The organism is Alkalicoccus daliensis, assembly GCF_900103955.1.
In the GTDB taxonomy this organism is placed as follows: domain Bacteria; phylum Bacillota; class Bacilli; order Bacillales; family Salisediminibacteriaceae; genus Alkalicoccus; species Alkalicoccus daliensis.
Genome location: NZ_FNIL01000017.1, coordinates 15238 through 32543, shown reverse-complemented (window position 1 = coordinate 32543; position 17306 = coordinate 15238). Strand labels below are relative to the sequence as shown.

The following is a 17306-nucleotide window of genomic DNA, read 5'->3' as shown; positions in this document are numbered from 1 at the left end:
GATTTTATGTCAGTATAGCTGATTTGGATGTTAGTATAGCCGGTTCGGAGTAAAGTATAGACGGTTTTCATGTCAGCATAGCCGGTTCGGAGTAAAATAGCGGGCGCCACAGTAAAATAAGCGGGCATCTCCAGCCTCGAAAAAGCGAAAAAAAAGCTGTCCCGTTATCAGCAGGACAGCTCTGGTGCTTATTTATTTTTGTGCGGCCCGGATAAATTCACGGAACAGTGGATGTGAACGTGTCGGACGGGATACGAATTCCGGATGGAACTGGGAAGCAAGGAAATATGGATGATCTGTTATTTCAATAACTTCGATTAACCGTCCGTCCGGGCTTAATCCGGAGAAGGTGAATCCGTGCTCTTCCATCTCCTCACGGTAGGCATTATTGAATTCAAAGCGGTGGCGGTGACGCTCGTATACTACTTGTTCATTGTAGGCTTCGTATACTTTCGTTCCTGGCACTAGCTTGCAAGGATATAAGCCTAAGCGCAGTGTGCCTCCTAAATCTTCCACTGCTTTCTGCTCTGGCAGCAGATCAATGACCGGATGCGTCGTTTCCGGATTTAATTCTGCGGAGTGCGCATCGCTGTACCCGAGTACGTTACGCGCAAATTCTACAGAAGCAAGCTGCATGCCGAGACAGATGCCGAGGAAAGGAACTTTCTGCTCCCGCGCGTATTCAATTGCCGCGATTTTCCCTTCTACGCCACGGTCGCCGAATCCGCCGGGCACGAGGATGCCGTCTGCGCCTGCTACCTTTTCTGCAATATTTTCCCGCGTCACTTCTTCTGCATGCACCCAGGAAATTTCCACGTCTGCATCGAACTCAAAACCAGCGTGCTTCAATGCTTCTGCTACTGAGAGGTATGCATCCGGAAGTTCTACGTATTTTCCTACAAGCGCGATATTCACTGTTTTGGAAAGATTTTTTACGCGGTCTACAAGTCCGAGCCATTCTTCCATTTCTGCAGGCTTGCAGTCGAGACCCAGGTGGTCACAGACAAACTGGTCCAGCTTCTGCTTCTGCAGCTCCAACGGTACTTCGTAAAGTGTTTCAGCGTCGCGGGCTTCGATTACTGCTCGTTTATCAATATCACAGAAGAGCGCAATTTTATCCTTCATATCTTCAGGAACCGGCTTTTCGGTACGAACAACAATAACGTTCGGCTGAATGCCGAGGCTGCGCAGTTCTTTCACACTGTGCTGGGTTGGTTTCGACTTCATTTCCCCTGCTGCTTTTAAGTATGGGATCAGGGTGCAGTGAATATAAAGTACATTTTCAGCACCTAAATCACTTTTCACCTGACGGATTGCTTCCAGGAAAGGAAGGCTTTCAATATCCCCTACGGTTCCGCCGATTTCTGTAATGACTACGTCAGGATTTCCTTCCGCTGCTGCCTGCTTAATACGGCCTTTAATTTCATTGGTAATGTGCGGGATTACCTGTACGGTGCCCCCAAGGTAGTCTCCGCGGCGCTCTTTCCGAAGAACAGAGGAGTATACTTTTCCTGTAGTTACGTTGCTGAATTTACCGAGATTGATATCAATAAAACGCTCGTAGTGACCGAGGTCCAGGTCTGTTTCCGCCCCGTCATCTGTAACGAATACTTCCCCGTGCTGATATGGGCTCATCGTTCCAGGATCTACGTTAATGTATGGATCGAATTTTTGAATTGTTACTTTCATACCGCGGTTTTTCAGCAGCCGTCCCAGGGAAGCTGCGGTGATTCCTTTACCGAGCGAAGAAACTACACCGCCGGTTACAAAAATATACTTAGTCATGCATACTCATCTCCTTCATATCTTCCGCACTTTATGTGCATGTGTGGTGGTTATTATGGGGTCGTGACAATAAGGGTTCCTGCCTGGTTTTTCTGATCAAAAAAGACATTTGAAAAGGAGGAATATTTGATGTATCTGTGAGCGGACGTAACGATGTTTTCGTTTTTCGCTGCAAAGAAACTGCATTTCATCGCTCCACAGGCTTTTCATGTGAGTGTCTCCTGCTTGAAAGATTCTTTATAAAGTCCGGTTATATCTGCGTGCTTGTTTTCAGTGACTGCCGCTGCGGCGTCTTCTGTAATTGTAAACAACCACCTGTAACACAGCCTTTAATACGTAAGATCTCTTCTCAAACAATGTGCTCACAAAAAGTAAAAGCGCCCCCTCTTTTATTAAGAGGGGGCGCGTAATTTCGCTCAAGATGCTACTCCGTTTTTATGGAGCCCAAAGATGATTCTATCGGCGTCCCGGGTAAAAGTCAAGCGCGATTTTACTTTGATTCTTCCTCGTCCGTTTCTTCATCTTCGTCTGTTTCAGATTCTTCATCAATTTCAGGTGTTTCATCGCCGAAGTCTTCTTCATCCACTTCGTCCAGGTCTGTATCTTCTTCGTTTGCCAGTTCATCGAGTTCGTCTTCAATATCTTCAAACTCATCTACTTCCTCGAGTTCATCGTCAAAGCCTTCTTCTTTCTCTGCTTTACGACGGTTCGGCATCATTTGAGAAAGTTCTTCCTCTGTCTGTTCAAACGGGTACCAGGAACGAAGTGCCCAGCGGTTATCTCCCAGGTTCACAAAACGTCCGTCCAGAGACATCTGCGTATATAAATGAGCAATACGCTCTTCTTTGCGTTTCTGTGACAATCCTTGAATTTCAGCTACCTGGCTCAGCAGGCTGCTGTAATCTTCGGGACTGTTTTGTTCCGTGAGCAGTTCAAATGCAACATCAATCATCGCGATTTCTTTTAATTGTTCTTCTGTGTAGTCTTTTAAACTCATAGTAGGCACACCCTTTCCCAATTCATCCTGTATCAGTGACAACCTCTCTTTGCTGTAAGGCATTCAGAGACGATTCTACGCATAAATTCATACCTTCCATTATAAACACAAGCTGCGCTATATTTCCAGCAGAATAGAGATTTTTTTGCGTAAATTCATGAAAATGCAGAGAGATTGCTTCCGTACTGCCTGCTACAGGTTCCTTCGGTACTGTCCGCCTACTTCGTAAAGAGCAGTCGTTATCTGCCCGAGACTCGCCACTCTCGTAGTGTGCATCAGTTCTGCAAATATATTTCCGCCGTCAAGCGCCGTCTGCTTTAAAACTGCGAGGGCTTCTTCTGCTTCTGCCGCATGTGTTTCTTTAAAAGTATTCAGCTCATCAATCTGTGTTTCTTTTTCTTCCGCTGTTGCTCTGGCAAGCTCCATATCAAAGTCTTCCTCAGACGGCGGATTTGGGTTTAAATACGTATTCACCCCAATAATCGGCAGATCGCCATTGTGCTTTTTGGTTTCGTAGAGCATAGATTCTTCCTGGATTTTTCCGCGCTGATACTGGGTTTCCATGGCACCCAGGACGCCGCCGCGGTCGCTCATCCGCTCCATCTCCAGAAGAACGGCTTCTTCGACGAGATCTGTCAGCTCTTCAATGATAAAAGCGCCCTGCTGGGAATTTTCATTTTTCGCCAGCCCCATTTCCTTTGTAATAATGAGCTGAATCGCCATTGCACGGCGGACACTTTCTTCTGTCGGCGTTGTTACAGCCTCGTCATATGCATTTGTGTGCAGGGAATTACAGTTATCATAAATTGCCATCAGCGCCTGCAGCGTGGTGCGGATATCGTTAAAATCCACTTCCTGCGCATGCAGGGACCGTCCGGAAGTCTGAATATGATACTTCAGCTTCTGGCTTCGTTCGTTTGCACCGTACTTCCGCTTCATCGCGGTCGCCCAGATACGTCTTGCCACCCGGCCGATAACTGCATATTCAGGATCCAGTCCGTTACTGAAGAAAAACGAAAGGTTTGGAGCAAAGTCATCAATATCCATTTTTCTGCTTAAATAGTATTCCACATACGTAAAACCATTTGCGAGCGTAAAGGCAAGCTGGCTGATCGGGTTCGCGCCTGCTTCTGCAATGTGGTAGCCGGAAATAGAGACCGAGTAATAGTTACGGACTTTATGATCGATAAAATACTGCTGGATATCCCCCATCATCCGGAGCGCAAATTCTGTGGAAAAAATACAGGTGTTCTGGCCCTGGTCTTCTTTTAAAATATCGGCCTGCACGGTGCCGCGCACGACACTCAGCGTTTCGTTTTGAATTTTCGTTTGTTCTTCCTGGTTCGGTGCACGCCCTTCTTTTTCTTCGAATTTCGCGAGCTGCTGATCAATTGCCGTGTTCATAAACATTGCAAGAATGATCGGTGCCGGTCCGTTAATTGTCATGGATACCGAAGTGGAAGGAGCAGTCAGATCAAAGCCGGCATAAAGCTGCTTCATATCGTTCAGCGTACAGATGCTTACACCACTTTCTCCGACTTTTCCATAAATGTCAGGCCGGTGATCCGGATCTTCCCCATAAAGCGTCACGGAATCAAAAGCCGTACTCAGACGTTTTGCTTCATCCCCGTCGGACAGATAGTGAAAGCGGCGGTTCGTGCGGAGCGGGCTTCCTTCCCCGGCAAACTGTCGCTTCGGATCTTCTCCTTTTCGTTTAAACGGAAATACTCCGCCGGTATAAGGGAAAGCTCCCGGCACGTTTTCGCTGCGGATCCAACGGATAATTTCCCCGTAATCCTTATATTTCGGGAGAGACACCTTGGGAATATCAATGCCGGAAAGAGACCGTGTTTTTAACTCCGTCACAATTTCCTTATCACGGATTTTCGTCACAAATGTATCTTCTGCATATGCTTTCTTCACAGCTTCCCATTGTTCCAGAGACTGCTTCGTTTCCGGCAGAAGTTTTGTTTCTACCTTTTCCTTCAGTGCCGGCAGCTCCTGCATCTCTGTTCCTGCTTCTTCCAGGAGCTCCATCGTTCCTTCGAGCTGAAACAGCTGTCTGGCAGCCGCCGCCTGCTCTTCGGTTTCTTTATGATAATTTTTGACTGTGTGGGCGATATCCCGTAAATAATGAATCTGATCCGGCGGTATCACCGCGTTCCTCAGCTGAATCTCATCATCTTTTCCAAGGTCAGTTTCCCAATCGGTGCCAAAGTTTTTATTGATGATCTGCACCACTTCATAAAAAAGCCGGTTCATTCCCGGATCATTAAACTGGCTTGCTACCGTTCCGTACACCGGCATAGTTTCAGGCTCCTGATCGAAAAGCAGATGGCTGCGCTGATACTGCTTCCGCACTTCTCTGCGGGCGTCTTCTGAACCTTTCCGGTCAAACTTATTAATCGCTATAATATCCGCAAAATCTATCATATCTATTTTCTCCAGCTGGGAAGGGGCACCGAATTCACTTGTCATTACATACATGGAAACATCAGAAACATCGGTAACTGCCGCATCCCCCTGCCCGATCCCGCTTGTTTCGACAATTATCAAGTCATAGCCGGCAGCCTGTACGACGGGAATTGCTTCCCCCACCGCTTTGGATAATTCCTGCCGGCTGTCCCGCGTAGCTAGAGAGCGCATATATACCCGCTCATGATGAATCGCGTTCATCCGGATTCTGTCGCCAAGCAGTGCACCGCCGGTTTTCTTTTTTGTAGGGTCTACGGAAAGAATTGCAGCAGTCTTCTCTGGAAACGCTCTCAAATAACGGCGGATAAGTTCATCGGTTAAAGAACTTTTTCCAGCTCCCCCGGTACCTGTAATCCCAAGCACCGGCGCTTTTTTATCGATTTTCTGCTGGAGTTCCTGCAGCTGTGCTGTTTCTTCATCTGAAAGTTCCTGTCCGAATGACTTTTTTTCCGCGAGGGAAATGAACTTGGCAAGTGCACGCTGCTGTTTCTCTTTCACTTCTTCATAGGAAAGCTTTCCGGCAGGCGTTTCAAAATCACATTCCTGCATGATTTCATCGATCATCCCCTGCAGACCGATTTTCCTTCCGTCTTCCGGGGAAAAGATCCGGCTGATTCCATAAGCATGCAGTTCTTTAATTTCCGACGGAATGATAACCCCGCCGCCTCCGCCGAACAATTTTATGTGGGAAGCATTCAGGGCGTTTAGTTCATCCCGCAGATATTTAAAATATTCTACGTGGCCGCCCTGATAAGAGGAAATTGCGATACCCTGCACGTCTTCCTGAATGGCTGCCTGGACGATTTCTCCTACTGAGCGGTTATGGCCGAGATGGATGACTTCTGCTCCGGATGCCTGCAGCATACGCCGCATAATATTGATGGAAGCATCGTGCCCGTCGAACAGGGCGGATGCGGTAACAAAGCGGACCGGGTGTTCTGGCTGATAACTCAAAGAGACCCCTCCTTTTTATTAATGGAAAATCTACATATTAAAGCTATTTAGAAAAAGAGTTTCATTTGCTGCTCCACTTTCGGCGAAGGCTTGCTCGAGGGCTTGTCTTCGACTAATTTCTCTTTCGCTTCGCGCTTTCGAAAAGGATTCTCCGACTGCGCTGATCCTCCGAGCGTCCTCGCCTTCATTTCACAGCAGTAAAAATTTCCAAGACCTGTACTTCAGTATTCTGCACAAGGGAATAATTTACTGTAACGAAGTTCCCTCAGAAAGAATTCCCAACCGAATGTTTTCGTATTCGGGTCGCATCAGTATTGGTTTTCATTGTGTATTTTGCTATACCGCTAAACCTAAACATTGTTAATCTTCTTCCAGGGAAATCGTATGCATTCACGCAGCTCTTCTATGGAAGATTCTTCTCTATATATTTTTAGCTGTCTGCGGCAGTGACTTTGAAGCCGTAGAGGAGCTGCCGGAGCTGAGAAGTAATGTATTCTTCTATATTGTATTCCCGCTGTACGGCCCAGCGGCGGAAGGTCCACATCTGCCCCACGACGAGGATCTGGTGTGCTGCCAGGGAGATTTCTCTGTCGTCGAGTGTAAGTACATTTTCTGACCGGGCACGTGTAAGCTCGGCTTCAAACATTTCTTTCATTTTCATTTCCTTTTCAAGCACATACGTGAGTGCTTCGTCGGAGAGGGACTTTGACTCCTGATACATGACAAGCACTTCGTCCTGTAAATCATTGACCACGCGGAAGTATGCCTCAATCACCTGTTTGAGCCGTTCCAATCCGTTCAGCCTGCTGTTGAGCAGTTTTTCCCATTTGCTCATCACTTCGTCGTATACTGAGTCGCAGACGAGATAGAGAATATCTTCTTTCGAGCCAATATATTCGTACAGTGTACCAATGCTGAATCCTGAAGCCTTAGCCAGTTCGCGGGTGGTTGCTTTGTGATAGCCTTTTTCATTAAATAGCTGTACCGCTGATTTTACAATCTGGGCACGCCTTTTCAAAATGAGCCGCTGATCTTTTACCAGGGAAGGAACTTCTTTTTTCTCCAAGTCATCACTCCCTTTCGTTCTTCCGGTACGTTTCGTAAATTATTTCTGCAAGCTCATACGGGTCGTCATTCTCCATTTGCTGGAGCGTTTCTTCCAATAAAGGAGCAACAGCCGCATGAAACTTTTCTGTGAGGCGCCGCTTCACTTCGGAATCAAGCTGCCTTCTGCGCCGCTGCTGTTTTTCGCCGGAAGATTCAAGGTATTGATGATGTGTATGAAGTGCTTCAACAGCATCTTCCGTTCCTTCTCCTGTGGTGGAGACCGTCTCCACTACTTTCCGGTGCTCCGGCGCTGCAGAAATATGAAGTAAATCTTCCAGTTCTGCACGCAGCTGCGTCACGCCCGGAAGATCTGCTTTATTTATAATAAAGATGTCCGCAATTTCCATAATTCCTGCTTTAAATGCCTGAATAATATCTCCGCCGGAGGGATAGAGCACGAGTGCTACTGTGTCCGCGGTTTTCATAATATCAAGCTCTGATTGGCCGACTCCTACTGTTTCAATAATAATCCTGTCGTAGCCCGCTGCATCAAGCAGGCGCACGCTGTCCTGACAGGCTTCGGAAAGACCTCCCAAACTGCCCCGGGTTCCCATGCTCCGGATAAATACTCCTTTATCCGCATCGTGATCGTGCATACGGATACGGTCCCCGAGCAGGGCGCCCCCTGAAAACGGGCTCGTCGGGTCGACCGCAAGGACTGCAACTTTTTCTTTTTTTCTGCGCCAGTGTTTCAGCAGATGATTTACGAGGGAACTTTTCCCGGCACCCGGCGATCCTGTAATGCCGATCACCTGTGCTTTTCCTGTATAAGGATGTATCTGCTTCATCAGATCCCTCTGCGCAAGCGCACGATTTTCCACGATCGATATCGCTTTTCCGACGGCGCGTTCCTGTCCTTGAAGCAAGGCATCTATCAGCTGCTGATCCATCCTTATCCCCCCTAGTCTGCCAGCAGCATTTTTGAAATTACGAGCCGCTGCACTTCATTCGTCCCTTCATAAATCTGCGTAATTTTTGCATCTCGCATATATCTTTCCACCGGATAGTCCTTCGTATAGCCATAGCCTCCGTGCACCTGTACGGCTTCTACCGTCACTTCCATAGCTGTGTCTCCAGCAAAAAGCTTTGACATAGCGGATGCCTTTCCGTAAGGGACACCTTCTGACTCTCTCCAGGCTGCCTGGTAGGTAAGCAGCCGGGAAGCTTCAATTTTGGTCGCCATATCTGCCAGCTTAAAGCCGATTCCCTGCATCTGTCCGATCGGCTTGCCGAACTGCTTTCTTTCTTTGGCATAGGCAACTGCATGATCAAGCGCTCCCTGCGCAATCCCTACTGCCTGCGCCGCGATTCCGTTTCTTCCGCCATCAAGCGTCATCATCGCGATTTTAAAGCCTTCACCTTCTTCTCCGAGACGGTTGGCGGCCGGTACGCGTACGTTGTCCATAATGACTTCCAGCGTAGGAGAGGAACGGATTCCGAGCTTCTTTTCTTTCTTGCCCATCGAAAAGCCTTCCATTCCTTTTTCTAAAATAAAAGCGGTGCAGCCTTTATGTTTTTTCTCTGGATCAGTCAGGGCAAACATAATATACAGATCCGCCGCTCCCCCGTTGGTAATCCATACTTTGGATCCGTTCAGGATATAGTCATCTCCGTCTTTTTTCGCCGTTGTTTTCATGGCAGCAGCGTCACTGCCGGATCCCGGCTCAGATAAGCAGTAGGCTCCCAGCAGTTTTCCTTCGGCCATTGGACGCAGGAATTTCTGCTTCTGTTCTTCCGTGCCGAAAGTGTACACCGGCCAGCCAGCAAGGGAAGTGTGTGCAGAAAGGGTTACTCCGGTGGAAGCACACACGCGGGATAGTTCTTCTACTGCAATAACGTAGCTTAAGTAGTCAGCACCGATTCCTCCGTACTCTTCCGGCCAGGGGATTCCTGTAAGGCCGAGCTCTCCCATCTGATCAAACAGCCCGCGGTCGAATCTTTCTTCTTCATCTCGTTCTGCGGCGGTCGGCTCGACTTCTTTCACTGAAAAATCACGTACCATTTTGCGGATCATGTCCTGCTCATCTGATAATTTAAACTGCATGTTATTTTCTCTCCTTTGATGGTTTTTATGATGAAATATTTAAGGTGGCCAGTTCTATTTACTGCTTCACTTTCAGCGAAGGCTTACCGGAGGGCTTGTCTTCGACTAATTTCGTCTCCGCTCCGCTTCGTCAAAATGGATTCTCAGACTTCGCTAATCCTCCTGGTGTCCTCGCCTTCGTTCCGCAGCTGTAAATGCTTCCCTGCTCATCCAAGAGGTTGTATTTATTTTTGGTTAAAATTAATTCAATACATGTTTCGAACGAGCTGTAAAAACTCGAGCAGTTTATTTACAGCAACTTATAAAACTCAGTCTCGCAGCAGATGTTTGCTGATGACGATTCTTTGTATTTCGTTGGTTCCTTCGTATATCTGGGTTACTTTGGCGTCCCTGAAGAAGCGTTCTGCTGCGTAATCTTCTGTATAACCGTATCCGCCGTGGATCTGGACGCATTCAATTGCAGCGGCCATTGCGGTGTCTGAGGCAAACATTTTCGCCATGGACGCTTCTTTTCCTGCTGCCTCTCCCTGCGTACGAAGGTCGGCTGCATGGTACGTAAGCAGTTTTGCTCCTTCTACCCGGGTGGCCATGTCTGCCAGCTTAAAGCCGATGCCCTGCATCTGCCCAATTGGTTTACCGAACTGTTTTCTTTCTTTGGCGTAGGCAGTTGCTGCGTCCAGCGCTCCTTCTGCAATTCCAAGCGCCTGGGCAGCGATGCCGATACGTCCGGCATCCAGATTCGCCATCGCAATTTTAAAGCCGTCTCCTTCTTCTCCCAGCATATTCTCTATGGGAACCCTGCAGTCCTCGAAGGTAATAGGAGTAGTACTGGAACCTTTCAGTCCCATCTTTTTTTCTTTCGGCTGCACCGTGAAACCGGGTGTGTCTTTTTCCACAATAAAAGCACTGATATTCCGGTTCCCGGCTTCTTTGCCTGTTCTGGCAAAAACAATATATGTATCTGCATAGCCCCCGCTGGTAATCCACATTTTGGAGCCATTCAGCACATAATGATCTCCATCTTTCACCGCGGTTGTGCGCATGGAGGAAACGTCACTTCCGGCACCTGCTTCAGAGAGCGCAAAAGCTCCCAGATATTCTCCGGAGGCAAGCTTCGGGATAAAGCGCTGCTTCTGTTCTTCCGTGCCGAAATATAAAATAGGATTGGTTCCCACAGAAGTGTGCACGGATAAAATAACACCGACCGCTGCGCTTACTCTGGAGAGTTCGTGTATCGCAATCACATAGGAGGTATAATCCATTGCCATCCCGCCGTATTTTTCCGGAATCGGCATCCCCATCAGGCCGAGCTCCCCCATTTGCCGGACGAGCTCTTCAGGAAATGCATCGTGCTCCTCCATCATAGGGATAGCTGGAGCAACTTTTTCTTCGGCGAACTTACGCACCATTTTTCTTGTCATTTCTTGTTCTTCCGTAAAGTGAAGATTCATCCTGATGCCACCCTCTCTTAGTTGTACTGATAAAATCCCCGGCCTGTTTTCTTTCCGAGCCAGCCTGCTTTCACATACTTCCGGAGCAGGGGACAGGGACGGTATTTGTCATCTCCAAATCCTTCGTGCAGCGTTTCCATAATGTATAAACAAGTATCAAGGCCGATAAAATCAGCAAGCGTCAGCGGTCCCATAGGATGGTTCATGCCGAGCTTCATTACCTGATCTACATCCTCTGGAGAAGCTACCCCTTCGTACACGGTATATATTGCTTCATTAATCATCGGCATCAGAATGCGGTTGGAAACGAATCCCGGAAAGTCATTTACTTCTACCGATGTTTTCTTTAGGGAAGAAGCGATGTCCGCCACTGCCTCATACGTCTCGTCAGAAGTCTGCAGCCCGCGGATCACTTCGACAAGCTTCATTACCGGAACGGGATTCATGAAATGCATTCCAATTACCTGTTCCGGCCGGCTGGTCACCGCAGCTATTTCCGTAATCGGCAGGGAGGATGTGTTTGTTGCGAGTATTGCATGTTCTGCAGCACGCTCATCCAGCTGCCGGAAGATGGTTTTTTTCACTTCCATGTTTTCTACAGCAGCCTCGATAATGATATCTGCCTTTCCCGCATTTTCTAACTTCGTCGAAGCCTGGATTCTTTTCATCGTCTGTTCTTTGTCCTGTTCGGTAATGCGCTCTTTCTCTATGTTTCGCTGCAATCTTTTTTCAATTCCTGCGATTCCTTTTTTCGTCTGCTCCTCTTTCAGGTCATGCAGAAACACTTCATACCCATTCTCTGCACAGACCTGCGCTATGCCGGAACCCATCTGTCCTGCACCAATAACCATTACCTGCGCTATTTTCATATTGTTTTTCCTCCTTTAGGACGGGGATACTTCAATCAGCACTGCATCGCCCTGACCGCCGCCGCTGCATATTGCTGCAATTCCAAGTCCGCCGCCGCGTCTTTTTAATTCGTATGCAAGCGTTAAAATAATTCTTGCGCCGCTCGCGCCGATCGGATGGCCGATTGCCACAGCCCCACCGTTTACATTTACTTTCTCCGGATCAATGCCTGCAATTTCCCCGCTGGCAAGAGACACTGCAGCAAAAGCTTCGTTTATTTCAAATAAATCGATATCTTCCAGGTTACGTCCTGTTTTCTCCAACAGCTTATTAATGACAAGACCCGGCGTCTGGGGAAATCTCTCCGGCTCTACCGCAATCTGCGTATGTCCTGCGATAACAGCAAGCGGCTCGAGGCCTTTTTCCTTTGCGCTTTCCTCCGACATGAGCACCATTGCCGCCGCACCGTCATTTACTCCGGGGGCATTTCCTGCTGTGATCGAGCCGTCTTTTCCAAAAACGGGCTTCAGCTTCGCGAGCCGCTCGACGGTGGTATCCTTTCGTGGAGATTCATCATGCTCCACGAGCAGCGGGTCCCCCTTACGCTGCGGAACTTCTACAGGAATTAATTCCTCTGTTTTCCCTGCTTCTGCTGCTGCGGTTGCACGCTGATGGCTCCGGTAGGACCATTCATCCTGCTTTTCGCGGGTGAGCTTGAATTCGTCTGCTGTTTTATTTCCATAGCTGCCCATGTGCACTCCGGTAAAGGTACAGGTCAGTCCGTCGTGCACCATCATGTCATGAAATTTCTGTTCTCCCATTTTAAAGCCGAACCTTGCTCCTTTTACGAAAAACGGCGCCTGGCTCATGGATTCCATGCCGCCTGCGACGACAGTTTGATATTCCCCTGCCCGGATTAAGATATCTGCAAGCGTGACGCTGCGCATTCCTGAAGCGCAGACTTTATTGATTGTTTCCGTTTCTGTCTCCCACGGAATGCCTGCTTCATGCATTGCCTGCCGGGAAGGGAGCTGCCCCTGCCCGCCCTGCAGGACGGACCCCATAATGACATGATCTACATTTTCCGGGGAAGTCCTGCTTCGTTCCAGCGCGGCTGTAATTGCCTTCCCGCCCAGCTGCGCAGCTGTAAATCCCGAAAGGGCACCTCCTAATTTCCCTACCGGTGTTCTTGCTCCGCCAACGATTACTGTTTTATTCATATTATTGTTCCTCCTTGTAATAAAATATATTTTTGAGTTTCAAGCTTTCAAAGAATTAAACTTTCACAAATTCTCCCTTGGAATTATCGCTTGCTAAAATAAAAGTCTGCATCGAGGAAAGGATTTTTTATAAAGACTTCCCGGATAGAACAGCTTTTCTGCTTTCTGAGTGAATGCTCGTTCACTTTTGTCGTGAGTTGTGAATGAACGCTCGCTCAAAGCCTCCCCAGGAAGTGACTATCTGATTTTCGGCTGCATTTGCTGCAATAGTTCTGCCAGGTATAAAATCACGCCTGTTGATTATCCATTTATTTGAAAAAATCATTTTAGGATACGGTAATGCAGTGTCTGCGGTTTCTATTTCTTCGCTTGCCGTGGAGAAAGCTTTCAGCTTCCCCGGGAGTACGCCGGGGTGATCTTCAAACTTTCTTTTTCCACAGGCGTCTTGAAATAACACCTTGCCCCTGCGGAATATCTTTTTATTTAAGAGGAAGAAATAATGGTATCTCCTCACTTCGTGAAACTACAGCATCTCTTTTCCCAAGCGAGATTTAAAAAGCAAGACAGTCTTTTTCAAAAATCAGAGATTTTAAATTAAAGCGCTTTCATTATTCTATTGTAAAACAAAATTCGTTTCATGTCTGCCATTTTCCTTAAAAAACCCGCAAGAAAAAAGGGGCTGCTGAAAAAGTGGTAAATAGCTTATTTTTATTCGCTTTTCGTGATTAGCTTTTCTCCTGCGCTTGCCGGCGGAAGCTTGCCGACCCGCCTTCAGCTAATTCCCCTGTCCGCAGACAAGAAAATTGATCTTCAGACTTCGCTTAAATCCCACAGACGTCACCGCCGGACGCTCCGGAGAAAAGCCGTTTTTTTAACAGAAAGACCGATATGGCAGGACTTTTTTTAAAAGTAATATTACTTTTTCTGACGCTGCAGCCGCAGCGGTCGACTCCGGGGCGAATCAGGACGAGCAGAAGATCCATTTCTTCCGCCGAATGAAGGAAGAAATTAGCTGAGGCCGGCCCGCCCGGAAAGCGTGCCGCGAAAGGCGAAAGCATGCTGCTGTATATTTATAAATAAAAATATCGTTTTTCAGCTGCCTCAGAAAAATGCATAATGCCTTTTTAACAAGTGCTTGCTTCCCTTTTAAATAATCAATATAATTATTAGCGTTGTTGATAATGAATCTCATTTTCAATTATATGCCCGTTTTGCGATAGATGGCTTTTTGAGGAGGATTATAATGTTAAAACGGTTTATGACTTACTATAAGCCTTATAAAAAATTATTTACGATGACTTTTATCTGCGCTGTTTTTGTTGCTCTGCTTGAGCTTGCCTTTCCGCTGATCGTTAACTATGTGGTGGACTCTCTCCTGCCCGGCGGGAATCTGATGATTATCTTCTGGGCATGTGTCGCGCTGTTTATCGTTTATATTTTCAATTCCGGTGCTCATTTTATCGTAACCTACTGGGGGCACCGTCTTGGAATTAATATTGAAACAGATATGCGCGCCGAATTATTTGAACATATTCAGAAGCTTTCTTTTACTTATCATGATAATAATAAGACCGGGCACCTGCTTTCGAACCTGACAAATGATTTATTTGAAATCGGGGAAGTTGCCCACCATGGCCCTGAGGATGTTTTCATCGCGATTATGACGCTGTTCGGTTCTTTTGCCGTCATGCTTTATATTAATGTGGAATTAGCCGTGCTTACTTTCCTGGTGGTTCCGCTGCTTATCTTTATCGTTATTTACTGCAACCGGAAAATGACGGCTGCGATGAAAAATATGTTTACCCGGATGGCTGATTTTAATGCAAGAGTCGAAGATACCGTCGGCGGAATCCGCCTTGTCCAGGCGTTTGCAAATGAAAAGCACGAGCGTAAGCTTTTTCATGAAGACAATATCCGATTCAAAGAAGCTAAAATCTGGTCCTACCGTATTATGGGTATTAATAATTCCCTCAGCTATATGATGATGCGGATTATGACGCTGTTTGTGCTTCTCTGCGGTGCATATTTTATTATTCAGGGCCAGCTGTCCATCGGAGATTTTATGGCCTTCGTTTTATTAACAAATGTTTTCTTCCGTCCTATTGAAAAGATCAATGCAATTATAGAAAGTTATCCTAAGGGATACTCTGGTTTTAAAAGATTCATTGCGCTGCTTGATACGGAACCGGATATTCTCGATCGTCCCAATGCGGCAGAACTGCCGCAGGCAAGAGGTGATATCCAGTACCGCGATGTCAGCTTCGGGTATGAAAAAGGGCGTACGGTACTGGAAGGTATTGACCTTACGATTGCTGCTGGAGAAACAGTTGCTTTTGTCGGTCCTTCAGGCGCCGGGAAAACTACCCTCTGCAGCCTTCTGCCGCGCTTTTATGAAATACAGGAAGGTGCAATTACGGTGGATGGACTGGATATTCGTGATATACAGCTTACCTCTTTACGCAGACAGATCGGGATTGTACAGCAGGATGTCTTTATGTTTTCCGGAACGCTTCGGGATAACATCCGCTACGGAAAACTTGGAGCAAGTGATGAAGAGGTGTGGGAGGCTGCCCGCCGTGCAGAACTTGAATCCTTTATTAGGGGGCTGGCTGACGGGCTGGACACCATCGTTGGAGAAAGAGGCGTGAAACTATCCGGCGGACAGAAACAGCGGCTTTCCATCGCCCGCATGTTCCTGAAAAATCCGCCGATCCTGATTTTGGACGAAGCAACTTCTGCGCTTGATACCGAAACAGAAGCTTCCATCCAGCGCTCACTGTCTGAGCTCGCTGAAGGCAGAACTACGCTTATCATCGCACACCGCCTTGCAACAATCCGGCATGCTGACCGGATTGTCGTCGTCACGCCGGAAGGCATAGAAGAGCAGGGCTCCCATGAACAGCTGCTGAAGCGGGGCGGACATTACGCGAAGCTGCAGCAGGCACAGCATGTGTATGCTTAAGATCCCGGGAGTTGTCTTGTCCAGCGATGAAAGTATGTATCAAATTAAACAATAACTTCGGCAGAAATATTCATAAAGGTTTCTGATTATACTGAGTAAGGGATTTTAAATATTCGTTTTTTCTAAATAAATTTTAAAAAGGAGCCGCTCCAATTATGGAGGACTCCTTTTTGCTTAGCTCGCGAAAGAATAATAGATTTCACCCTAAATTATCTATTTTTTCATTATTTTTGAATGATCCTGCGTATACAATTTGATTCTTTCCTCTCTGTTTTCCGTGATACAGCGCTTCATCAGCAGCATTAATCATTTTTTCTGTATGAATGACAGGATCCAAAGCAATCATACCTCCGGTGATCGACAGCGGCACTTCTTTCTGCTGATAAAAAAACGTTCTTTTTTTATTAATTGTTTCCGCAATTTCTTCTGCTTTTCCAAGTGCTTCATCTTTATTCTTAGCATAGAGAAGAAGTAAAAATTCTTCTCCGCCCCAGCGGGCTGCGCGTCCCTTCTCTTTTGTGAATTGGCGGAAAACTTCTGCGCAGTGAATCAGCACCATATCTCCGCATTCATGCCCCCATTTATCGTTGATATTTTTAAAATCATCCAGATCAATGAGCAGCAGGTAGCTTTGTATTTTTTTCTTTCTTGCTTTATTTACGTATTGATACATCGATCTTCGATTTAATATTTTTGTTAATGGATCTATACGGGACAAATCATTTAATTCGTTTAATATTTTCTGCGTTGTTTTACCGTACAAGTTGCTGATAAAAACAAGTACCAGGAGCACACCAGCTATATTGACAATATAAAATGAACTCATTACCTCTTCAGAGACAGCTCCGGTTGCTTCCGGAACCCATTTATACAATCCGAAATAAGAAACTCCGCTGATAATAACTACCGCGTATTTCTGCCATCCTCTTACTACAGTAAATACAAAAGCCGGGAAGATAACAAGATAATGCTGCACCCCTGCATCCCATCCTAAAACTGTTGTAGTCATTATGATAACTGCAGTAACCTGACAAAAAATCAGTCCATAAAAAAGCAGGAAATTATTATTCTTTAAAATAAGGAGATAAAATAAACTAAGGGACGCCATAAACAGGTTCATCCAAAAAAGGAACGGAACATTCAATACGAGATAGATCGTTAAAAATACTAAGTGAACTGCGCATATTACAAAATTGATTTTCTGAAAATCCATGCGGATCAGACTGCTGTATTCACCAAAGTCTACGATTGAGTTTTTCATCAGGGGCTCCTTTACGGCGTTTTAACCGTTTCTCCTCAGTAAAATGATAATTAATTCCTATAATATATCACTATACATAAAATACATCTAGTATATTATACCCAATTACATATTTTTTCAAAACACTAAAGACTCATATCTTATTAGTATTTTGATATAGCCCAGCTATTCAGAAAGAAAGCCAGTGGAGCAATGGATAAA

12 protein-coding genes are annotated in these 17306 nt (G+C 46.4%); 1 reads left to right on the top strand and 11 read right to left on the bottom strand.

Annotated features, from left to right (window positions below; translation table 11 throughout):
- Positions 1 to 192: 192 nt before the first annotated feature.
- The 10 genes from BLP92_RS16750 to BLP92_RS16705 form a co-directional block, all read right to left on the bottom strand.
- Entirely contained in the window at positions 193 to 1785 is a 1593-nt protein-coding gene (locus tag BLP92_RS16750; protein ID WP_090844235.1) for a CTP synthase, read from the bottom strand.
- Positions 1786 to 2275: 490 nt separating this feature from the next.
- Positions 2276 to 2782, bottom strand: coding sequence for a DNA-directed RNA polymerase subunit delta (gene rpoE, locus BLP92_RS16745; RefSeq protein ID WP_090844233.1), 507 nt, complete (start codon positions 2780 to 2782; stop codon positions 2276 to 2278).
- A 192-nt stretch (positions 2783 to 2974) separates the two neighbouring features.
- Positions 2975 to 6211 carry a fused isobutyryl-CoA mutase/GTPase IcmF gene (gene icmF, locus BLP92_RS16740; protein ID WP_090844231.1) on the bottom strand — a complete coding sequence of 1079 codons (3237 nt, stop codon included), beginning with the start codon at positions 6209 to 6211 and terminating at the stop codon, positions 2975 to 2977.
- Between the two features lie 430 nt (positions 6212 to 6641).
- Entirely contained in the window at positions 6642 to 7277 is a 636-nt protein-coding gene (locus BLP92_RS16735; RefSeq protein ID WP_090844228.1) for a TetR/AcrR family transcriptional regulator, read from the bottom strand.
- Positions 7278 to 7281: 4 nt separating this feature from the next.
- The gene (meaB, locus tag BLP92_RS16730) at positions 7282 to 8208 is read right to left on the bottom strand and encodes a methylmalonyl Co-A mutase-associated GTPase MeaB (protein WP_090844225.1); all 927 of its coding nucleotides are present in this window, start codon (positions 8206 to 8208) and stop codon (positions 7282 to 7284) included.
- A gap of 11 nt (positions 8209 to 8219) precedes the next feature.
- Complete coding sequence (locus BLP92_RS16725; protein ID WP_090844222.1) at positions 8220 to 9362, bottom strand: acyl-CoA dehydrogenase; 1143 nt, start codon at positions 9360 to 9362, stop codon at positions 8220 to 8222.
- Positions 9363 to 9670: 308 nt separating this feature from the next.
- Positions 9671 to 10813: an acyl-CoA dehydrogenase gene (locus tag BLP92_RS16720; RefSeq protein ID WP_090844219.1), complete on the bottom strand. Its 1143-nt coding sequence runs from the start codon at positions 10811 to 10813 to the stop codon at positions 9671 to 9673.
- A gap of 17 nt (positions 10814 to 10830) precedes the next feature.
- Positions 10831 to 11682, bottom strand: coding sequence for a 3-hydroxybutyryl-CoA dehydrogenase (locus BLP92_RS16715; RefSeq protein ID WP_090844216.1), 852 nt, complete (start codon positions 11680 to 11682; stop codon positions 10831 to 10833).
- A 15-nt stretch (positions 11683 to 11697) separates the two neighbouring features.
- Complete coding sequence (locus BLP92_RS16710) at positions 11698 to 12882, bottom strand: acetyl-CoA C-acetyltransferase (protein WP_090844213.1); 1185 nt, start codon at positions 12880 to 12882, stop codon at positions 11698 to 11700.
- A gap of 181 nt (positions 12883 to 13063) precedes the next feature.
- Positions 13064 to 13339 (bottom strand): hypothetical protein, encoded by a 276-nt coding sequence (locus BLP92_RS16705; RefSeq protein ID WP_090844211.1) that lies wholly within the window; start codon positions 13337 to 13339, stop codon positions 13064 to 13066.
- Between the two features lie 786 nt (positions 13340 to 14125).
- Between BLP92_RS16705 and BLP92_RS16695 the strand changes: the two genes are divergently transcribed.
- Positions 14126 to 15844 (top strand): ABC transporter ATP-binding protein, encoded by a 1719-nt coding sequence (locus tag BLP92_RS16695; protein WP_090844206.1) that lies wholly within the window; start codon positions 14126 to 14128, stop codon positions 15842 to 15844.
- Positions 15845 to 16043: 199 nt separating this feature from the next.
- On the opposite strand, the gene BLP92_RS16690 is transcribed toward BLP92_RS16695, so the two are convergent.
- Entirely contained in the window at positions 16044 to 17105 is a 1062-nt protein-coding gene (locus BLP92_RS16690) for a GGDEF domain-containing protein (RefSeq protein ID WP_090844203.1), read from the bottom strand.
- Positions 17106 to 17306 lie beyond the last annotated feature (201 nt).

Coding starts and splice junctions, on each gene's coding strand:
- BLP92_RS16715 (WP_090844216.1), bottom strand. CDS start 11,682: ATGAAAATAGCGCAGGTAATGGTTATTGGTGCAGGACAGATGGGTTCC.
- BLP92_RS16710 (WP_090844213.1), bottom strand. CDS start 12,882: ATGAATAAAACAGTAATCGTTGGCGGAGCAAGAACACCGGTAGGGAAA.
- BLP92_RS16695 (WP_090844206.1), top strand. CDS start 14,126: ATGTTAAAACGGTTTATGACTTACTATAAGCCTTATAAAAAATTATTT.
- meaB (WP_090844225.1), bottom strand. CDS start 8,208: ATGGATCAGCAGCTGATAGATGCCTTGCTTCAAGGACAGGAACGCGCC.
- BLP92_RS16690 (WP_090844203.1), bottom strand. CDS start 17,105: ATGAAAAACTCAATCGTAGACTTTGGTGAATACAGCAGTCTGATCCGC.
- BLP92_RS16750 (WP_090844235.1), bottom strand. CDS start 1,785: ATGACTAAGTATATTTTTGTAACCGGCGGTGTAGTTTCTTCGCTCGGT.
- BLP92_RS16720 (WP_090844219.1), bottom strand. CDS start 10,813: ATGAATCTTCACTTTACGGAAGAACAAGAAATGACAAGAAAAATGGTG.
- rpoE (WP_090844233.1), bottom strand. CDS start 2,782: ATGAGTTTAAAAGACTACACAGAAGAACAATTAAAAGAAATCGCGATG.
- BLP92_RS16725 (WP_090844222.1), bottom strand. CDS start 9,362: ATGCAGTTTAAATTATCAGATGAGCAGGACATGATCCGCAAAATGGTA.